Annotated in this window: 12 protein-coding genes and 3 rRNA genes; 10 read left to right on the forward strand and 5 right to left on the reverse strand. The window is 65.9% G+C overall.

The window, feature by feature from the left end:
* Positions 1–486 precede the first annotated feature (486 nt).
* From JOF37_RS00005 to JOF37_RS00025, 5 genes are all read left to right on the forward strand, one after another.
* Positions 487–2,006: ribosomal RNA gene (locus tag JOF37_RS00005) — 16S ribosomal RNA — on the forward strand.
* Between the two features lie 371 nt (positions 2,007–2,377).
* A 23S ribosomal RNA gene (locus tag JOF37_RS00010) occupies positions 2,378–5,484 on the forward strand.
* 99 nt (positions 5,485–5,583) lie between these two features.
* Positions 5,584–5,700 (forward strand): 5S ribosomal RNA (gene rrf / locus JOF37_RS00015).
* Together the 16S, 23S and 5S rRNA genes form the textbook arrangement of a ribosomal RNA operon.
* 128 nt (positions 5,701–5,828) lie before the next feature.
* Complete coding sequence (locus JOF37_RS00020; protein ID WP_210003923.1) at positions 5,829–6,503, forward strand: GntR family transcriptional regulator; 675 nt, start codon at positions 5,829–5,831, stop codon at positions 6,501–6,503.
* A 10-nt stretch (positions 6,504–6,513) separates the two neighbouring features.
* Positions 6,514–7,536, forward strand: coding sequence for a 1-aminocyclopropane-1-carboxylate deaminase (locus JOF37_RS00025; RefSeq protein WP_210003926.1), 1,023 nt, complete (start codon positions 6,514–6,516; stop codon positions 7,534–7,536).
* A 14-nt stretch (positions 7,537–7,550) separates the two neighbouring features.
* Here the strand turns inward: JOF37_RS00025 and JOF37_RS00030 are convergent, their stop codons facing one another.
* Entirely contained in the window at positions 7,551–8,675 is a 1,125-nt protein-coding gene (locus tag JOF37_RS00030) for a class I SAM-dependent methyltransferase (RefSeq protein WP_210003928.1), read from the reverse strand.
* Positions 8,676–8,743: 68 nt separating this feature from the next.
* Here JOF37_RS00030 and JOF37_RS00035 point away from each other — a divergent pair, with 68 nt between their 5' ends.
* Complete coding sequence (locus tag JOF37_RS00035; RefSeq protein WP_210003930.1) at positions 8,744–9,139, forward strand: DoxX family protein; 396 nt, start codon at positions 8,744–8,746, stop codon at positions 9,137–9,139.
* Here the strand turns inward: JOF37_RS00035 and JOF37_RS00040 are convergent.
* Complete coding sequence (locus JOF37_RS00040; protein WP_210003932.1) at positions 9,118–9,765, reverse strand: response regulator; 648 nt, start codon at positions 9,763–9,765, stop codon at positions 9,118–9,120. The two genes, JOF37_RS00035 and JOF37_RS00040, sit on opposite strands and share 22 nt — an antisense overlap.
* Entirely contained in the window at positions 9,762–11,420 is a 1,659-nt protein-coding gene (locus tag JOF37_RS00045; RefSeq protein ID WP_210003934.1) for a sensor histidine kinase, read from the reverse strand. The genes JOF37_RS00040 and JOF37_RS00045 overlap by 4 nt, the downstream gene beginning before the upstream one ends.
* A 152-nt stretch (positions 11,421–11,572) precedes the next feature.
* On the opposite strand from JOF37_RS00045, the gene citH reads away from it, so the two are divergent.
* On the forward strand, positions 11,573–13,105 hold the full coding sequence (gene citH / locus JOF37_RS00050) for a citrate transporter CitH (protein WP_210003936.1): 1,533 nt from the start codon (positions 11,573–11,575) through the stop codon (positions 13,103–13,105).
* A gap of 77 nt (positions 13,106–13,182) precedes the next feature.
* On the opposite strand, the gene JOF37_RS00055 is transcribed toward citH, so the two are convergent.
* Both JOF37_RS00055 and JOF37_RS00060 read right to left on the reverse strand, forming a co-directional pair.
* Positions 13,183–14,196 carry a Gfo/Idh/MocA family protein gene (locus tag JOF37_RS00055; RefSeq protein ID WP_210003938.1) on the reverse strand — a complete coding sequence of 338 codons (1,014 nt, stop codon included), beginning with the start codon at positions 14,194–14,196 and terminating at the stop codon, positions 13,183–13,185.
* Between the two features lie 60 nt (positions 14,197–14,256).
* Entirely contained in the window at positions 14,257–14,781 is a 525-nt protein-coding gene (locus JOF37_RS00060; protein ID WP_210003940.1) for a hypothetical protein, read from the reverse strand.
* Between the two features lie 165 nt (positions 14,782–14,946).
* Here JOF37_RS00060 and JOF37_RS00065 point away from each other — a divergent pair, with 165 nt between their 5' ends.
* The 3 genes from JOF37_RS00065 (at position 14,947) to chvE (ending at position 18,018) form a co-directional block, all read left to right on the forward strand.
* Complete coding sequence (locus tag JOF37_RS00065) at positions 14,947–15,954, forward strand: LacI family DNA-binding transcriptional regulator (RefSeq protein WP_210003942.1); 1,008 nt, start codon at positions 14,947–14,949, stop codon at positions 15,952–15,954.
* 155 nt (positions 15,955–16,109) lie between these two features.
* The gene (locus JOF37_RS00070; protein WP_210007600.1) at positions 16,110–16,826 is read left to right on the forward strand and encodes an L-ribulose-5-phosphate 4-epimerase; all 717 of its coding nucleotides are present in this window, start codon (positions 16,110–16,112) and stop codon (positions 16,824–16,826) included.
* Positions 16,827–16,890: 64 nt separating this feature from the next.
* Complete coding sequence (gene chvE, locus JOF37_RS00075) at positions 16,891–18,018, forward strand: multiple monosaccharide ABC transporter substrate-binding protein (protein WP_271174894.1); 1,128 nt, start codon at positions 16,891–16,893, stop codon at positions 18,016–18,018.
* Positions 18,019–18,042: the final 24 nt, after the last annotated feature.

The following is an 18,042-nucleotide window of genomic DNA, read 5'->3' on the forward strand; positions in this document are numbered from 1 at the left end:
GCGACACGCCCGGGATGTCACGTCACTTTGCCACGATGGCCGGAGCCGCGTAACTTATTACTTGTTCGCCCCACAGGGAAGAGCGAGAGGGCCGGAAGGCCCCGCCTCCCTCAAGCGGAGAACAACCCGAAACAGACGCTTACGGGCGTCGCAGGTCCAAGACCTGCCACAGGGTCCCCACCACACCACATAACCGAGTCGGTCTCCGGCTCCGGTCATGAACAGGTCACCGGTGGGGTATGGTTGTGAAGTTGCCCTCTGGGCTGGCTGTGAGGTCAGTTGGGGGAGCGTCCGATCCTTGAGAACTCAACAGCGTGCACTTGTCAAATGCCAAATAACCTCGACTCCACTTCGGTGGGGTGAGATTCCTTTGGATCAAAGACCTTCCCTTTGGGGAGGCAACGGATAGTCAGCAATGATTTATCTCTTTGGTCAGCATCAAACTCGCTGCTCCAGTCTTTTTCCGGCTGGTCGCAGCAAATTTTCTTTACGGAGAGTTTGATCCTGGCTCAGGATGAACGCTGGCGGCGTGCTTAACACATGCAAGTCGAACGGTGAAGCAGAGCTTGCTCTGTGGATCAGTGGCGAACGGGTGAGTAACACGTGAGCAATCTGCCCCTGACTCTGGGATAAGCGCTGGAAACGGCGTCTAATACCGGATACGAGCTGCGATCGCATGGTCAGTAGCTGGAAAGAATTTCGGTCAGGGATGAGCTCGCGGCCTATCAGCTTGTTGGTGAGGTAATGGCTCACCAAGGCGTCGACGGGTAGCCGGCCTGAGAGGGTGACCGGCCACACTGGGACTGAGACACGGCCCAGACTCCTACGGGAGGCAGCAGTGGGGAATATTGCACAATGGGCGGAAGCCTGATGCAGCAACGCCGCGTGAGGGATGACGGCCTTCGGGTTGTAAACCTCTTTTAGCAGGGAAGAAGCGAAAGTGACGGTACCTGCAGAAAAAGCGCCGGCTAACTACGTGCCAGCAGCCGCGGTAATACGTAGGGCGCAAGCGTTATCCGGAATTATTGGGCGTAAAGAGCTCGTAGGCGGTCTGTCGCGTCTGCTGTGAAAACCCGAGGCTCAACCTCGGGCCTGCAGTGGGTACGGGCAGACTAGAGTGCGGTAGGGGAGATTGGAATTCCTGGTGTAGCGGTGGAATGCGCAGATATCAGGAGGAACACCGATGGCGAAGGCAGATCTCTGGGCCGTAACTGACGCTGAGGAGCGAAAGGGTGGGGAGCAAACAGGCTTAGATACCCTGGTAGTCCACCCCGTAAACGTTGGGAACTAGTTGTGGGGTCCATTCCACGGATTCCGTGACGCAGCTAACGCATTAAGTTCCCCGCCTGGGGAGTACGGCCGCAAGGCTAAAACTCAAAGGAATTGACGGGGACCCGCACAAGCGGCGGAGCATGCGGATTAATTCGATGCAACGCGAAGAACCTTACCAAGGCTTGACATATAGAGGAAACGGCTGGAAACAGTCGCCCCGCAAGGTCTCTATACAGGTGGTGCATGGTTGTCGTCAGCTCGTGTCGTGAGATGTTGGGTTAAGTCCCGCAACGAGCGCAACCCTCGTTCTATGTTGCCAGCACGTAATGGTGGGAACTCATGGGATACTGCCGGGGTCAACTCGGAGGAAGGTGGGGATGACGTCAAATCATCATGCCCCTTATGTCTTGGGCTTCACGCATGCTACAATGGCCGGTACAAAGGGCTGCAATACCGTGAGGTGGAGCGAATCCCAAAAAGCCGGTCCCAGTTCGGATTGAGGTCTGCAACTCGACCTCATGAAGTCGGAGTCGCTAGTAATCGCAGATCAGCAACGCTGCGGTGAATACGTTCCCGGGTCTTGTACACACCGCCCGTCAAGTCATGAAAGTCGGTAACACCTGAAGCCGGTGGCCCAACCCTTGTGGAGGGAGCCGTCGAAGGTGGGATCGGTAATTAGGACTAAGTCGTAACAAGGTAGCCGTACCGGAAGGTGCGGCTGGATCACCTCCTTTCTAAGGAGCATCTGGCACTTCGGTGTCCAGGCCCCCGATCAGAGCGAATGTCTCTGCGGGGTGCTCATGGGTGGAACATTTGACATGGTGCGAAGGATGAAGGTTTCTTCTAGTACGCCGCTTGCGGTGGGAACGGGGGAGTTTTCGGGTGTCGCACCTGCACGCTGTTGGGTCCTGAGGGACCGGATGAGAGTCCGCAACCTCTGGGCCTTTTCTTCATGCTGCTGGTCAGTGTGGGGGGAGGGTACCGCCCGTACTTTGAGAACTACACAGTGGACGCGAGCATCTTCGATGCGACACCTTTGGGTGTTGTGTCGTGAAGATGATCTTAAAGATCATTAGTCAATTTTTTGACGATTCAACTCATGTGATTTCAAGTCTTTAAGAGCAAACGGTGGATGCCTTGGCATCTGGAGCCGAAGAAGGACGTAGCAATCTGCGATAAGCCTCGGGGAGTGGATAAGCACACTGTGATCCGAGGATTTCCGAATGGGGAAACCCCGCTGGGCGGCGTGCCGACCTAGTGACTCCCGCCTGAATATATAGGGCGGGTAGAGGGAACGTGGGGAAGTGAAACATCTCAGTACCCACAGGAAGAGAAAGCAACCGCGATTCCGTTAGTAGTGGCGAGCGAAACCGGATCAGGCTAAACCTTGCGTGTGTGATAGCCGGCAGGCGTTGCACGTTGGGGGTTGTGGGACTTTTCTGATCATTCTGCCGAGTGGTCGACGTTACAAGAAGGTATAGACGAACAGGTTTGAATGCCTGGTCATAGAGGGTGCGAACCCCGTAGTCGAAATGCTTCTCTTGGCGTGAAGAGTATCCCAAGTAGCACGGGGCCCGAGAAATCCCGTGTGAATCTGTCAGGACCACCTGATAAGCCTAAATACTCCCAGATGACCGATAGCGGACAAGTACCGTGAGGGAAAGGTGAAAAGTACCCCGGGAGGGGAGTGAAATAGTACCTGAAACCGTTTGCTTACAAACCGTTGGAGCCTCCTTAGTAGGGGTGACAGCGTGCCTTTTGAAGAATGAGCCTGCGAGTTAGCGATACGTGGCGAGGTTAACCCGTGTGGGGTAGCCGTAGCGAAAGCGAGTCTGAATAGGGCGATTCAGTCGCGTGTCCTAGACCCGAAGCGAAGTGATCTATCCATGGCCAGGTTGAAGCGACGGTAAGACGTCGTGGAGGACCGAACCCACTTAGGTTGAAAACTGAGGGGATGAGCTGTGGATAGGGGTGAAAGGCCAATCAAACTTCGTGATAGCTGGTTCTCTCCGAAATGCATTTAGGTGCAGCGTTGCGTGTTTCTTGCCGGAGGTAGAGCTACTGGATGGCCGATGGGCCCTACAAGGTTACTGACGTCAGCCAAACTCCGAATGCCGGTAAGTGAGAGCGCAGCAGTGAGACTGTGGGGGATAAGCTTCATAGTCGAGAGGGAAACAACCCAGACCACCAACTAAGGTCCCAAAGCGCGTGCTAAGTGGGAAAGGATGTGGAGTTGCTCTGACAACCAGGAGGTTGGCTTAGAAGCAGCCACCCTTGAAAGAGTGCGTAATAGCTCACTGGTCAAGTGATTCCGCGCCGACAATGTAACGGGGCTCAAGCACGCCACCGAAGTTGTGGCATTGACATTATTGGTAGGCCTTCGTGGTCCAGCCGTGTTGATGGGTAGGAGAGCGTCGTGTGGCCAGCGAAGCGGCGGTGTGAACCAGCCGTGGAGGCTACACGAGTGAGAATGCAGGCATGAGTAGCGAAAGACGTGTGAGAAACACGTCCTCCGAAAGACCAAGGGTTCCAGGGTCAAGCTAATCTTCCCTGGGTAAGTCGGGACCTAAGGCGAGGCCGACAGGCGTAGTCGATGGACAACGGGTTGATATTCCCGTACCGGCGAAGAACCGCCCAAGCTAATCCAGTGGTGCTAAGAGTCCTAACCCGGGCTTAGTTGACCCCTTCGGGGTGAGACGGTCCGGTCTAACGCTCGACCCCATGCTGGTGCGGCTAGCGTATTAACAGGTGTGACGCAGGAAGGTAGCCCAACCCGGGCGATGGTTGTCCCGGGGCAAGTGCGTAGGCCGAGTCATAGGCAAATCCGTGACTCATACAGGCTGAGACACGATGCGGATAAAAAGTGGGTGATCCTATGCTGCCGAGAAAAGCATCGACGCGAGGTTCTAGCTGCCCGTACCCCAAACCGACTCAGGTGGTCAGGTAGAGAATACCAAGGAGATCGAGAGAATCGTGGTTAAGGAACTCGGCAAAATGCCCCCGTAACTTCGGGAGAAGGGGGGCCTTCCACTTATTAGGATTTACTCCGAAAGGGTGTGGAGGCCGCAGAGACTAGTGGGTAGCGACTGTTTACTAAAAACACAGGTCCGTGCCAAGTCGCAAGACGATGTATACGGACTGACGCCTGCCCGGTGCTGGAAGGTTAAGAGGACCGGTTAGCCGCAAGGCGAAGCTGAGAATTTAAGCCCCAGTAAACGGCGGTGGTAACTATAACCATCCTAAGGTAGCGAAATTCCTTGTCGGGTAAGTTCCGACCTGCACGAATGGCGTAACGACTTCCCAACTGTCTCAACCGCGAACTCGGCGAAATTGCACTACGAGTAAAGATGCTCGTTACGCGCAGCAGGACGGAAAGACCCCGTGACCTTTACTACAGCTTGGTATTGGTGTTCGGTGTGGCTTGTGTAGGATAGGTGGGAGACTTTGAAGCGGTGACGCCAGTTACCGTGGAGTCATTGTTGAAATACCACTCTGGTCACTCTGGATATCTAACTTCGAACCGTAATCCGGTTCAGGGACAGTGCCTGGTGGGTAGTTTAACTGGGGCGGTTGCCTCCCAAAAAGTAACGGAGGCGCCCAAAGGTTCCCTCAACCTGGTTGGCAATCAGGTGGCGAGTGTAAGTGCACAAGGGAGCTTGACTGTGAGACTGACAGGTCGAGCAGGGACGAAAGTCGGGACTAGTGATCCGGCAGTGGCTTGTGGAAGCGCTGTCGCTCAACGGATAAAAGGTACCTCGGGGATAACAGGCTGATCTTGCCCAAGAGTCCATATCGACGGCATGGTTTGGCACCTCGATGTCGGCTCGTCGCATCCTGGGGCTGGAGTAGGTCCCAAGGGTTGGGCTGTTCGCCCATTAAAGCGGTACGCGAGCTGGGTTTAGAACGTCGTGAGACAGTTCGGTCCCTATCCGCTGCGCGCGTAGGAAATTTGAGAGGATCTGACCCTAGTACGAGAGGACCGGGTTGGACGAACCTCTGGTGTGCCAGTTGTTCCGCCAGGAGCACCGCTGGTTAGCTACGTTCGGGATGGATAACCGCTGAAAGCATCTAAGCGGGAAGCCGGCCTCAAGATGAGATTTCCATGCCTTCGGGCGAGAGGCTCCCAGCCAGACTACTGGGTTGATAGGCCGGATGTGGAAGCGTGGTAACACGTGAAGCTGACCGGTACTAATAAGCCGATGACTTGATAACACACCGTTTTTGGTGCTTGCGTCCACTGAGTGGTTCTCGATGTACGGTCGAGAACCGCATAACGATCAATCGTTGTGCAGACTGAAACATCAATAGTGTTTCGGCGGCCATAGCGTGAGGGAAACGCCCGGTTACATTCCGAACCCGGAAGCTAAGCCTCACAGCGCCGATGGTACTGCAGGGGGGACCCTGTGGGAGAGTAGGACACCGCCGGACTTCTTTCGTAAGAGGGCCACCCAGTGCTGGGTGGCCCTTTTTCGTGCCCTCGGGCGTTGCGGGAGCAGACAATGGGCCCGCCGGCTCCGATTTGACGTCGAAGGTCGGTGTAGTGTGCAATATATTGCATGTCGCTGAGTCCGATTGAGCGTCCCGTCTCGCTACGGGACCACGCCTACACAGCGATCCGCGACGCCATCGTCAGCGGCGCGCTCGCGCCCGGGCAGCGCTTGCGTGACCAGGAGCTGGAGGACTGGCTCGGCGTGAGCCGTACCCCTATCCGCGAGGCGATCGCGCGGCTGGAGCTCGCCGGGCTGGTGCGGACGCGGCGCGCGAAGGCGACCGAGGTCGCGCCTCTCGATGAGCGCGACGCCCTCGCGGCGCAGCGCATAGCGGCGTCCCTGCATGCGCTGGCGGCTCACGACGGCGTGCCGCAGCTGACCAGCGGCAACCTCGAGGCCATGCGTGCGGCGAACGCGCGCTTCGCCGAGGCCTTGGCCCGCGCGGCCGTCGATGAGGCGCTCGCGGCCGACGACGCGTTCCACGAGGTGCTCGTCATCGCGTCGGCGAACCCGTTGCTGCCGAGCCTGCTCGAGCAGGTCACGCCGCTGCTGCGGCGCCTCGAACGCGCGCGCTTCTCGAGCCTCGCCGGTCGCGACTCCGTTGCGGCTCATGATCGCATCATCGAGCTCGCTGCGGCGGGCGACGCGACCGGCGCCGCAGCTGCGACCCGGGAGAACTGGCTCACCCTCGAGCGCCTGCTGGCGCACCCCGACCCCACCGCGAGCTCCACCGACCTCTAGGACGACCGCCATGACACTCGCCGACTTCCCGCGCCACTCGCTGACCTTCGGGCCCAGTCCGATCCATCCGCTCGACCGCCTCTCGGCCCACCTCGGCGGCGCGCGTATCTGGGCCAAGCGCGAGGATGTCGCCAGCGGCCTCGCCTACGGCGGGAACAAGACGCGCAAGCTCGAGTACCTCGTGCCGGAAGCCCTCGCGCAGGGTGCGGACACGCTCGTCTCCATCGGCGGCATCCAGTCGAACCACACCCGTCAGGTCGCCGCTGTGGCGGCCCACCTGGGTCTGAAGGCCGTGCTGGTGCAGGAGAACTGGGTCGACTGGCCGGATGCCGTGAACGACCGTGTCGGCAACATCCTGCTCTCGCGGCTCATGGGCGCGGACGTGCGGCTGTCGTCGGATGGATTCGACATCGGATTCCGCGATTCCTGGAAGGAGGCCATCGCGGACGTCGAGGCCGCGGGCGGGAAGCCCTACGCCATCCCCGCCGGAGCCAGCGACCACCCCCTGGGCGGTCTCGGCTTCGCGAACTGGGCGCACGAGGTGCGCAGCCAGGAGGAGCAGCTCGGAGTGTTCTTCGACACGATCGTCGTGTGCACCGTCACGGGATCGACGCACGCCGGGATGATCGCGGGCTTCGCCGACCTCGCCGAGAACTTCGGCGACCGGCCCCGCCGAGTGCTCGGTATCGACGCGTCGGCGACCATCGAGAGGACGCGGGATCAGGTGGCGCGGATCGCGCGGCGCACGGCTGAGATGATCGGCGTGGGACGGGAGCTGCGCGACGACGAGGTACAGGTTCTCGAGGGCTGGGCGGGGGAGCGCTACGGCATCCCCGTGGCGTCGACGGACGAGGCGATGGCGCTGACGGGACGGCTCGAGGGTGTGATCCTCGACCCCGTGTACGAGGGCAAGTCGATGGCCGGCCTCATCGATCTCGTGTCGAGCCGTGAGATCCCCGCGGACGCGAACGTCCTCTACGCCCACCTGGGCGGCCAGCCCGCGATCAACGCCTACAGCGGCCGCTACCACTGACCCCGCGACCGCGATCAGCGGCGTCGTGACACCGTGACGGTGAACTTCGGGTCGCGGGCGATCTGCCGCGTCGGCCCGACGACGCGCTCGAGTACGGGACGGTAGCGCAGCGCCGAGTTCCATACGCACCACAGCTCGCCGCCCGGCCGCAGGACGCGCGCCGCATCGGCGAAGAGGCGCGGCGCGACGCGGTCGCTGACGGCCGCCCCGGAGTGGAACGGCGGGTTGAGGGCGACGAGCGACGCGCTGGCGTCGGGCCGCGCGGAGAGCAGGTCGTCACGGGCCACGACCACGCGACCGGTGACGCCGTTCGCCGCGATCGTGGCCCGCGCCGACGCGACGGCGGCAGCGGACTGGTCCGAGGCGTAGACGTGGACGTTCGGATGCCGCGTGGCCCAGGCGGCCGCGACCACGCCGGTTCCGCACGCGAAGTCGATCCACGGGTCGTCGGAGGTGCCACCCGGGGTGTCGGCGGGAAGATGCCGCAGCAGCAGCCGGGTTCCGATGTCGATCCGGGCCCCGGCGAAGGCGCCGCCGTAGGCGCGGATCTCGAGCCCGTCCTCGCGGCCCGCGCGGGGGACGGGCGCGTCGACGGCTCGCGGCGTCCGTGCGGTCAGCACGCGCGACTTGCCTCGCGCGTGAGTCACGTCGAGGCGATCGAACGCGCCACGCAGCACGTCGTTCATCGCGAGCGTCATGTGCTTGACGCGGCCCCCGGCGAACACGACGACGTCGGGCGCGGCGGCCGATGCCACGGTCGCGGCGATGTCGGCGAGGGCGTCGAGCGAGCGTGGCAGCCGGATCAGCACCACGCGGGCGCCGGCGACGAGGTCGGCGCCCAGCGGCATCGAGGTGAAGCGCGCACCGGGCAGCCACCGCTGCGCGTTGGCTGTCAGCGCGGCCTCGCCGCTCAGGGCGTCCTGGTGCACGCGGACATCAACGGCCCCGTCGCTCGAGGCGCCGAGGGTGAGGGCGCCGTAGGCGTCGCCGATGATCACGAGCTCGCCCGGACCGATCCCTCCGCGTGCGGCCGCCGACTCGTCGAGGATCAGCCGGTCGGCGGCGTCCGCAGCCACGAGGCCCGGCGCCTCGACATCGGGCCACCGCCGCAGCAGCGAGAGGTCGAGCGGGCCGGGCACCCGGTAAGCCTAGTGCGGGCCGGGCGCAAGCCGGAGACGACCGCCACCGGGCGGCGCACAATGGTCGGATGAGAACTGCGCTGCGCTGGCTGCTCGCCGGCGGGATGATCTTCGCCGGACTGAGTCACCTCTTCTGGGCTCGACGTGATTTCCAGGCGCAGGTACCGGATGTCGTGGTCGACACGCTTCCCATCGACCGTGACGGCGTCGTCGTCGCGTCGGGAGCCGTCGAGGCGTTGTTCGGCGCGGCGCTGCTTGCCCTGCCGCGCGAGCGCGAGCGGGTCGGAACTCTGCTGGCCGCGTTCTTCGTCGCCGTCTTCCCGGGCAACGTCGATCAGTGGCGCAAGAAGCGCAGCGCGTTCGGTCTCGACACGGACCGGCGTCGTTTCGTCCGTCTGTTCTTCCAGCCGGTGCTGGTGGCCTGGGCGTGGTGGTCGACGCGTCAGCCCCGCGACGCCGCGTAGCGGTGTTCGGGGCGGCCCGTCGAGCCGTAACGCAGCCGTACATCCACGATGCCGCGGGCGGCGAGGGCAGCGAGGTGGCGCTGCGCGGTCGCGCGTGAGATGCCGCACGCGTCGGCCACCTCGCCGGCGGACGCCTCGCCGGCGCCCAGGGTCGCGAGCACCAGCTGTTCGGTCGCCGATCGCGTCGTCGTCACGGGCTCTCCGTGGACGATGGCGAGAGCCCGATCGATGTCGTCCTGTTCGAGCTCGGCGGCATCCAGCACGTTGCGGTACCGCGCATACCGCTCGAGTCGGTCCCGCAGCGCGCGTGCGTCGAACGGCTTGAGGAGGTATCCGATCGCTCCCGCGCGCAGCGCGCGCCGGACCGTCGCGGCGTCGGTCGCCGCCGACAGCACGAGAGCGTCGACATCGGTGGCACGCACGAGCTCGATTCCCTCTCCGTCGGGGAGGTAGTTGTCGATGAGCAGGAGGTCGGGCCGTTCCGCCGCGATCGCGGCACGCGCGGCCGTCAGCGATCGAGCCGGCTCGAGGGCCCGGAATCCGGGCACGGAATCGACGGCGTCGCGGTGCAGACCGGCGACGCGGAAGTCGTCGTCGACGACGAGGACGCGCAGGGGGGAGGTCATGAGTCCGTCTCCTCGGGTCGGGGCGGGGGATCGATACGGTCGCCGGCCGCGCCGGGAGCACGCAGGACACCGGGGATCCGAGCGGCGAAGACGGCGCCCGTGGCGCTGCCACCGGGATCGATGATCCAGACCGAGCCGCCGCGGCGGCGAGCCAGTTCGCGCGACAGCGGCAGCCCGATGCCCCGGCCGCGGACGCGGTCGTCGGCCGGGCCGGCGGAAGCAGCGAAGACGTCGCGCCCCGGCGGCACCCCCGGTCCCGAGTCGGCGACGGTGACGACGAGCGCGTCGCCGTCGCTGAGCAGGGTCGTCTCGACCCAGCGAGGCTCGCCGCCGTGCTCGGCCGCCGCAATGGCGTTGTCGAGCAGGTTCGTCAGGACCGCAGCGGCATCCTCCACCTGGACGAGGGCGCCCAGCAGAAGGGTCTCGGCGCCCACCCGGAGGGCGACACCCCGTGCGGCCGCGTCGGTGCCCTTGGCGACCAGAAGCGCCTGGAGGAACGGATCGTCGACGCGTTCGATGTCGGTCACGGTGCTCGGGATGCTGCCCCGCTGCAGCAGCTCGTCGAGAAAGGCTCGCGCATCGTCCACGCGCTCGGCGTCGATGAGGCCCGCCGCAACATGGAGCCGGTTGGAGAACTCGTGACGCTGCATGCGCAGCGCCCCGGTCACCGTCTGCACCGAGGCGAGCTGCTCATTGAGCTCGGCGACATCGGTCCGGTCGCGCACGACGACGACGTCGCCGAGCGCACGACCGCCGCGGCGGACCGGATGGACGTCGACGGCGACGATGCGGTCGCCGACCGCCGCGCGCAGCACCGGCAGCCCCGCCGTGATCGCCGCGTGCACATCCGCGGGCAGACCGAGCTCCCCGAGGGGGCGGCCGACCGGCTCGGACAGTCCGAGAAGCCGGGCGGCGGTGTCGGAGCAGACGCGGACGACGCCGTTCTCGTCGAGCGCGAGCACGCCGTCGCCGACGCCGTCGAGCACGGCGCTCTGCTGCTGCACGAGGGCGGTCAGCTCTTCAGGCTGAAGGCCGAGCGTCGCCTTCTCCCAGCGTCGGCGCAGCACGGTCCCGGCGCCGATGCCGAGGGCGAGGGCGACGAACGCGGCCACCCCGATCGCGACGAGGAGGGCCGGGAGGTCATCGAGCACGCTGCCCTCCTCGAAGCCGACGCTGACCTCTCCCACCGCCGGCCCGCCCTCGGGCGGCAGGACCGGCACCTTCGCGCGTGCGGACCGGCCGAGCGTGCCGACCTCCCAATCGACGACCTCCTCACCCGCGAGCACGCGGGCGAAGGGCGTCGAGACGGTCTGGCCGAGCCGCTCGGGCCGGGGATGTGCGAGTCGGATGCCGTGGTCGTCAGTGATCACGACGAAGAGCGCGTCGGTGCGCTCGGCGACCGCGAGCGCGGTGCGCTGGAGGGCGCCGTCGGCGAGAGCTGCGGCATCCGGGGTTCCCGGGTCGGCGGACCAGGCGGCGACGCTCGAGCGGACGTCGGGGCTCGCGGCGACCGATCGGGCGATGTTCAGCGCGTTCTGCTCCGCCGCGGCACGCACCTGCCCGACGGCGATGACCGCGAACGCGGCCGTGCACACGACGAGCACCGCCACGACGACCGCGAGCTGGACGAGAAAGAGGCGCGTGGTGAACCGCATCCGTCCTCCGTCCGTTACGCGCAGAATGCGCAGAACACACGCTACGCGCTCAAGTCGCGGGAATGCGCCCAAGCGCGCGCCACGGTCCGCGCCGGACCTAGTCTCATCCGACCGCACCACTGGTCCGGTGCCCCGCCGACGAAGGAGTCGACATGACCCCCACCGCCTCGCTCCTCCCCGCCGCAGCCGCGGCGGAGGAGAGCTATCAGCTCGCTTTCCTGCCGCCCGAGGGAGTGCTGGTCGCCCTCGGGTTCACCATGGTGCTGACCTTCATGGCGCTGATCATGACCCGACGGCTCACCCCGATGGTCGCCCTCATCCTCGTGCCGACCGTCTTCGGGCTCTTCGCGGGAGCCGGGCTCGGACTCGGCGACATGATCATCGACGCCATCGGCAGCATGGCGCCCACCGCGGCGTTGCTCATGTTCGCCATCATGTACTTCGGCATCATGATCGACGTCGGGCTGTTCGACCCGCTGATCCGGGTCATCACCCGGCTGCTGCGCGACGACCCTGCGAAGGTCGTGCTCGGCACAGCCGTGCTCGCGGGGGTCGTCTCGCTCGACGGCGACGGCTCGACGACGTTCATCATCACCACCTCGGCGATGCTGCCGATCTACCTGCGCCTGGGTATGAGCCCGGTCGTGCTGACGTGTGTCGCGGGACTGATGAACGGGACGATGAACATCGTGCCCTGGGGCGGGCCGACGGTGCGGGCCGCGTCGGCGCTGGGCCTGCAGCCCACCGACGTGTTCGTGCCGATGCTGCCCTCTCTGGCGGCGGGCATCGTGGTGTCGCTGACCTTCGCCTGGTTCCTCGGTCTGTCGGAGCGCCGCCGCCTCGCGGGCAACGTCGACACCTCGAAGCTCGGCAGCGGCGACGGCGTGTTCGGCGGTCCGAAGCTGTTCCGCGGCGCCGACCCGCGCCCCGGCGCCCTCGCGACGCTGCGGACCGGCAATGTCGTGACCGTCCGCGGGCGCACGCCCGTTCCCGCGGCGCAGTGGGTCGAAGAGCGCGACACGGCCATGGCCGACACGATGCTCGACCCCAACCGGGCGACCCTGCGTCCGCGCCTGGTGTGGGTGAACCTCGTGCTCACGCTCGCGGTGATGGTGCTGCTCGTCCTCGACCTCTTCCCCCTCGCCTACGTCTTCATGGTGGGAGCGGCGCTGGCGCTGCTCATCAACTTCCCGAAGCTCAAGCAGCAGGCGGATGAGATCGTCGCGCACGCTCCCTCGATCGTCGGCGTCGTGTCGATGGTGCTCGCCGCCGGCGTTCTCGTCGGTGTCCTGAACGGCACCGGGATGGTGGCGGCGATGGCGTCGTGGGTCACCGAGGTGATCCCCGCGCAGCTCGGACCGCACCTCGCCGTCATCACCGGGGTGCTGTCGATCCCGTTCACGTTCTTCATGTCCAACGACGCGTTCTACTTCGGCATCCTGCCGATCCTCGCCGAGAGCGCGGCGACCTACGGCATCGAACCGGTCGAGATGGCGCGTGCCTCGATCACCGGCCAGCCGGTGCACCTCCAGAGCCCGCTCGTGCCGGCCATCCTGCTGCTGGTGTCGCTCGCGAACGTGAACCTGGGCGACCATCACAAGAAGGTGCTGTGGCGCGCCACCGTCGTGTCTCTGGTGATGCTCGCCGTGGGCGTCCTGCTGGGCGTGGTCCCGTTCGCCGCCTGAGCGGCCGAGAGCCTCGACCGGCGACCAGCCGGGCGCAGAAGAGGGGCGGTGCATTGCGCACCGCCCCTCTTCTGCGCTCATCCCTCTTGCGGGTACCGCACGCCGATCTGCGCGCGGATGTCGTCGAGCACGCCCATGATCGCGACCGTCTCGGCGATCGGCAGGATGTCGCCGTCGATCCGCCCCGCAGCGACGAGCGCTTCCGCCTCGAGCGCCTGGAACTGCATGCCACGGCCCTCGATCTCGGTGCGGTACTCCTCGATGACGGTGCCGTCGGCGCCGGTGACGCGGAAGTCCGTCGCGCTGTACCAGACCCCGGAGATGTCGATGCGGCCGGCTGTCCCCACGATGTGGGCGGTGTTGGGGCCGGCAGCTCGGGACGACGACACCGTCGTCGATACAGCGCCGGACGGATGCGTCATGACCGTGGCGACCTCCGCGTCGGCGCCGGTCTCCTGCAGCCGGCCCAGCGCGCGCACCTGCGTCGGGATCCCCAGTACGTCGCAGGCGAACGACACCGGGTAGATGCCGAGGTCGAGCAGCGCCCCGCCGCCGAGCGCCAGATCGTTGAGCCGATGGGTCGGGTCGTCCGAGATGCTCTGCGTGTGGTCGGCGAAGAGGGCTCGGACGTCGCCGATGGTGCCCGCCGCCACGATCTCACGCAGGCGCACCATGTGGGGCAGGTAGCGCGTCCACATCGCCTCCATGACCAGCACGCCGGCGTCGGCCGCGAGATCGCGCAGGACGACCGCCTCGTCCCGCGTCAGCGTGAACGGCTTCTCGACCAGCACGTGCTTGCCGTGCTGGATCGCCAGAGCCGCCGCGTCGCGGTGCGCGGGGTGCGGGGTCGCGACGTAGATGATGTCGACCTCGGGGTCGGCGGCGAGCTGCTCGTACGAGCCGTGGGCATGCGGGATGCCGTACTCCGCGGCGAAGCGCGACGCCGACTCCTCGGTGCGGGAGCCGACGGCGACGACGCGGCGGCCCGCCGTGAGCAGGTCGCGCGTGAACGCGTGGGCGATCCCGCCCGTCGCCAGGATGCCCCAGCGCAGGCCAGCGGGGGTGTGCTCGGAGCTCGTCTGATCAGTCATACCGCGAGCCTAGCCACGCAGCGGCTCGCAGCGGGGAGCGGGTTCGCGGCGCGCGAGCGCTCAGTGGTCGGGCCGGCGGCGCGGTGGAGTGTCGGACAAGCCGGTCAGGAACGCGACGATGGCGTCGGCGGTCGCGGTGATCTCCGGCCCGCGGCCGAAGGACCACCCGGCATCCGACGCGCGGACGGTGTGCCCCGCGATCGCGGCGCGGCGCGCGAACGGGGCGGATGCCGATGCGTGCAGCGCCACCGCCCCCGAGACCTCCGCGGGCAGCGGCGTTCCACCCGTCCCCGCACGGGCGAGATAGGCGCGGGCGGCCGCGGTGAGGTCGCGGATGGTGCGCCGCCGTCCCGACGCGATCGCCGCGGCCAGTCCCGTCAGATCTCCGCCGGGCACCTGGTCGAGATCGCCTTCGAGCCCCGCCTCGCGCGCGAAGGCACGTGCGTCGCCCGGCGTCGCGTGTTCGAGGAGCGCAGCGGCGAGAAGGACGACCGCGCTCGTCTGCTCGCGGCGATCGGACGAGACGCCAGCATCGCCGCCGGGGGAGCGCTGGCTGAGCGGAAGGAACCGGCCGAGGTCGGACATGTCGACAGCTTAGGGTCGTCGACGTCGTGTGACGCCGACACTCTCGTCACATCGCTCGTGGGCTGACGTGTGTGACTGTCACATCGCTTTTCGCGCTGCGCTCAGGAGACCCCGGTGCATAATGGCTGGAGTCGATGTGAACGTGCGCATCGGCCCGGAGGAACCATGAGCGAGGACGCCACGGGCCGTCGCCCGAGCATCCGCGATGTCGCGCGGCTGGCGGGAGTTTCGCATCAGACCGTCTCGCGCGTGCTGAACAACCACCCGAGTATCCGGGCCGAGACCAAGGAACGCGTGCTCGCCGTCATGGCCGAGCTCGATTACAGCCCGAACCGGGCCGCGCGGGCTCTGGTCACGAGCCGATCCCACACCATCGGTGTGCTGACCTCGTCGGCCACCCAGTACGGCCCGGCCTCGTCCATCGCCGCGATCGAGGCGGCGGCGCGCGCCCGCGGATTCTGGGTGACGACGGCGAACGTGGATGCCGCGGACCCGAACTCGATCCAGGCGGGCCTGGCACACTTGGTCGCGCAGGCTGTAGAGGGACTGGTCGTGATCGCACCGCAGGTGCGCGTCATCAGAGCCATCGCGGCGCAGTCGATCGGCATCCCGTACGTCACGCTGCAGTCCACCGAGGTCGATCCAGGTCACGCGCTGTCGGTGGACCAGATCGCCGGGGCCCGCCTCGCCACGCGCCACCTCATCGAGCTCGGGCATCGGTCGATCTACCACATCGCCGGCCCCCAGGACTGGATCGAGGCCGAGGCGCGGATGCGCGGATTCCTCGAGGAGATGAGCGACTCCGACATCCCCACGACAGCGCCGGTGCTGGGGGATTGGACGGCCGAGTTCGGCTATTACGCCGGGCGCGAGCTGCTGCGCGTGCGCGACTTCACCGCGATCTTCTCGTCGAACGATCAGATGGCGCTCGGCCTCCTGCACGCGATCCGCGACGAAGGACTGGACTGTCCGCGCGACATCAGCATCGTCGGGTTCGACGACATCCCCGAGGCGGCGCACTTCTGGCCGCCGCTGACGACGGTGCGTCAGGACTTCGCGGAACTCGGTCGGCGATGCGTCGATCTGCTGCTCGGGCAGGGCGAGGGCGAGGTCGAGCAGCCGGTGCTCCTGCCCGAGCTCGTCGTGCGCTCGTCGGCCGGTCCGCGGCGCTGAGTCGCCGTTATCGATCCGAGACACGCCGGGAGTTGACAGTGCCGTTCGTGCGGTGGCTATAGTGTCGCAATGTGAACGGTCACATCGACCGCACACGATCGAGGCCCGCCGACGGAGGCGGGCGAAGGAGCACTCGAGTGGCACGCAACGCAGCGATCAGCAGCGAGTATGTCGACGGCGTCAAGGCCGAGGTCGCGGTGGCGCGGGTTCGGGCTGAGGTGGCGTCGTTGCATGCGGAGCTGGTGCGGTACGGGCTGGTCGTGTGGACCGGGGGTAACGTGTCGGGTCGGGTTCCGGGGGCTGATCTTTTCGTGATCAAGCCGTCGGGGGTGTCGTATGACGATCTGGCTCCGGAGAACATGATCGTGTGTGATCTGGACGGCAATGTGGTGCCGGGGACGCCGGGTAGTGATCGGGCTCCCTCGAGTGACACGGCGGCTCATGCGTATGTGTATCGGAACATGCCCGAGGTGGGTGGTGTGGTGCACACGCATTCGACGTATGCGGTGGCGTGGGCGGCGCGGGGTGAGGAGATCCCGTGTGTGATCACGGCGATGGCCGATGAGTTCGGGGGTCCGATTCCGGTGGGCCCGTTCGCGATCATCGGGGATGACTCGATCGGTCGGGGCATCGTGGAGACGTTGCGGGGTCATCGGTCGCGGGCGGTGCTGATGCAGAATCATGGGCCGTTCACGATCGGGTCGAGTGCGAAGGATGCGGTCAAGGCCGCGGTGATGGTCGAGGACGTCGCCCGTACGGTGCACATCGCCCGGCAGGCGGGGGAGTTGATCCCGATCCCGCAGGAATCGATCGACAGGTTGTACGACCGGTACCAGAACGTTTACGGACAGACCACCGACGACCGCCGGTAGCCCCGCACCGGGGCGCGGTCACCATTTCCCACCAAGACAGTGAAGTCACTGGAAAGGACACACAGTGAACAGCAAGAAGTTCCTGTTCGCCGCGGCGACGCTCGCCGTCGGCGCGATCACGCTCTCCGGCTGCGCCGGAAACTCCGGCGGAGGCTCCGGAGAGGGTGAGGGCGGCGGCGCCCTCATCGGCGTCGCGATGCCGACCAAGAGCTCGGAGCGCTGGATCCAGGACGGCGACGCCGTCAAGAAGGCGCTGGAGGACCAGGGCTACACCGTCGACCTGCAGTACGCCGAGGACGACATCCCCACGCAGGTCAACCAGATCGAGAACATGATCACCAAGGGCGCCGAAGCGCTCATCGTGGCTTCGATCGACGGCACGACCCTCACCGAGGCGCTGCAGAACGCCGCTGACGCCGACATCCCCGTCATCGCCTACGACCGTCTGATCGTCGGCACCGAGAACGTCGACTACTACGCGACCTTCGACAACTTCCTCGTCGGCCAGCAGCAGGCCTGGACGCTCCTGAACGGCCTCGGCCTCACCGACCTCGAGGGCAACCCCACCGAGGGCGCGCCGGCCGGACCGTTCAACATCGAGCTCTTCGCGGGTTCGCTCGACGACAACAACGCGTTCTTCTTCTTCGACGGCGCGATGGACGTCCTCAAGCCCTTCATCGACGACGGCACCCTCGTCGTGAAGTCGGGCCAGACCGACATCGAGCAGGCCGCCACGCTGCGCTGGGACGGCGAGACCGCCCAGAGCCGCATGGAGGACATCCTCACGGCGAACTACTCCGACGGCACGCAGGTCGACGCCGTCCTGTCGCCCTACGACGGCATCTCGCGCGGCATCATCTCGGCGCTCGAGGGCGCCGGCTACGCCGTCGGCGAGGAGTGGCCGATCATCTCGGGCCAGGACGCCGAGGTCGACTCGGTCAAGGCGATCCTCGCGGACGAGCAGTACGCGACGATCTTCAAGGACACGCGTGAGCTCGCCAAGGTCGCGGCCGACATGGCCGTTGCCGCGCTCAACGACGAAGAGCCCGAGATCAACGACACCGAGACGTACGACAACGACGTGAAGGTCGTCCCGTCGTACCTGCTCTCGCCCGTGCCCGTCGTCAAGGACAACGTGCAGTCGGCCCTGGTCGACACCGGCTACTGGACGGCGGAGGAGCTCGGCCTCTGAGCCGCGGCATCCGTCGACCCTGAT

The organism is Microbacterium imperiale, assembly GCF_017876655.1.
In the GTDB taxonomy this organism is placed as follows: Bacteria; Actinomycetota; Actinomycetes; order Actinomycetales; family Microbacteriaceae; genus Microbacterium; species Microbacterium imperiale.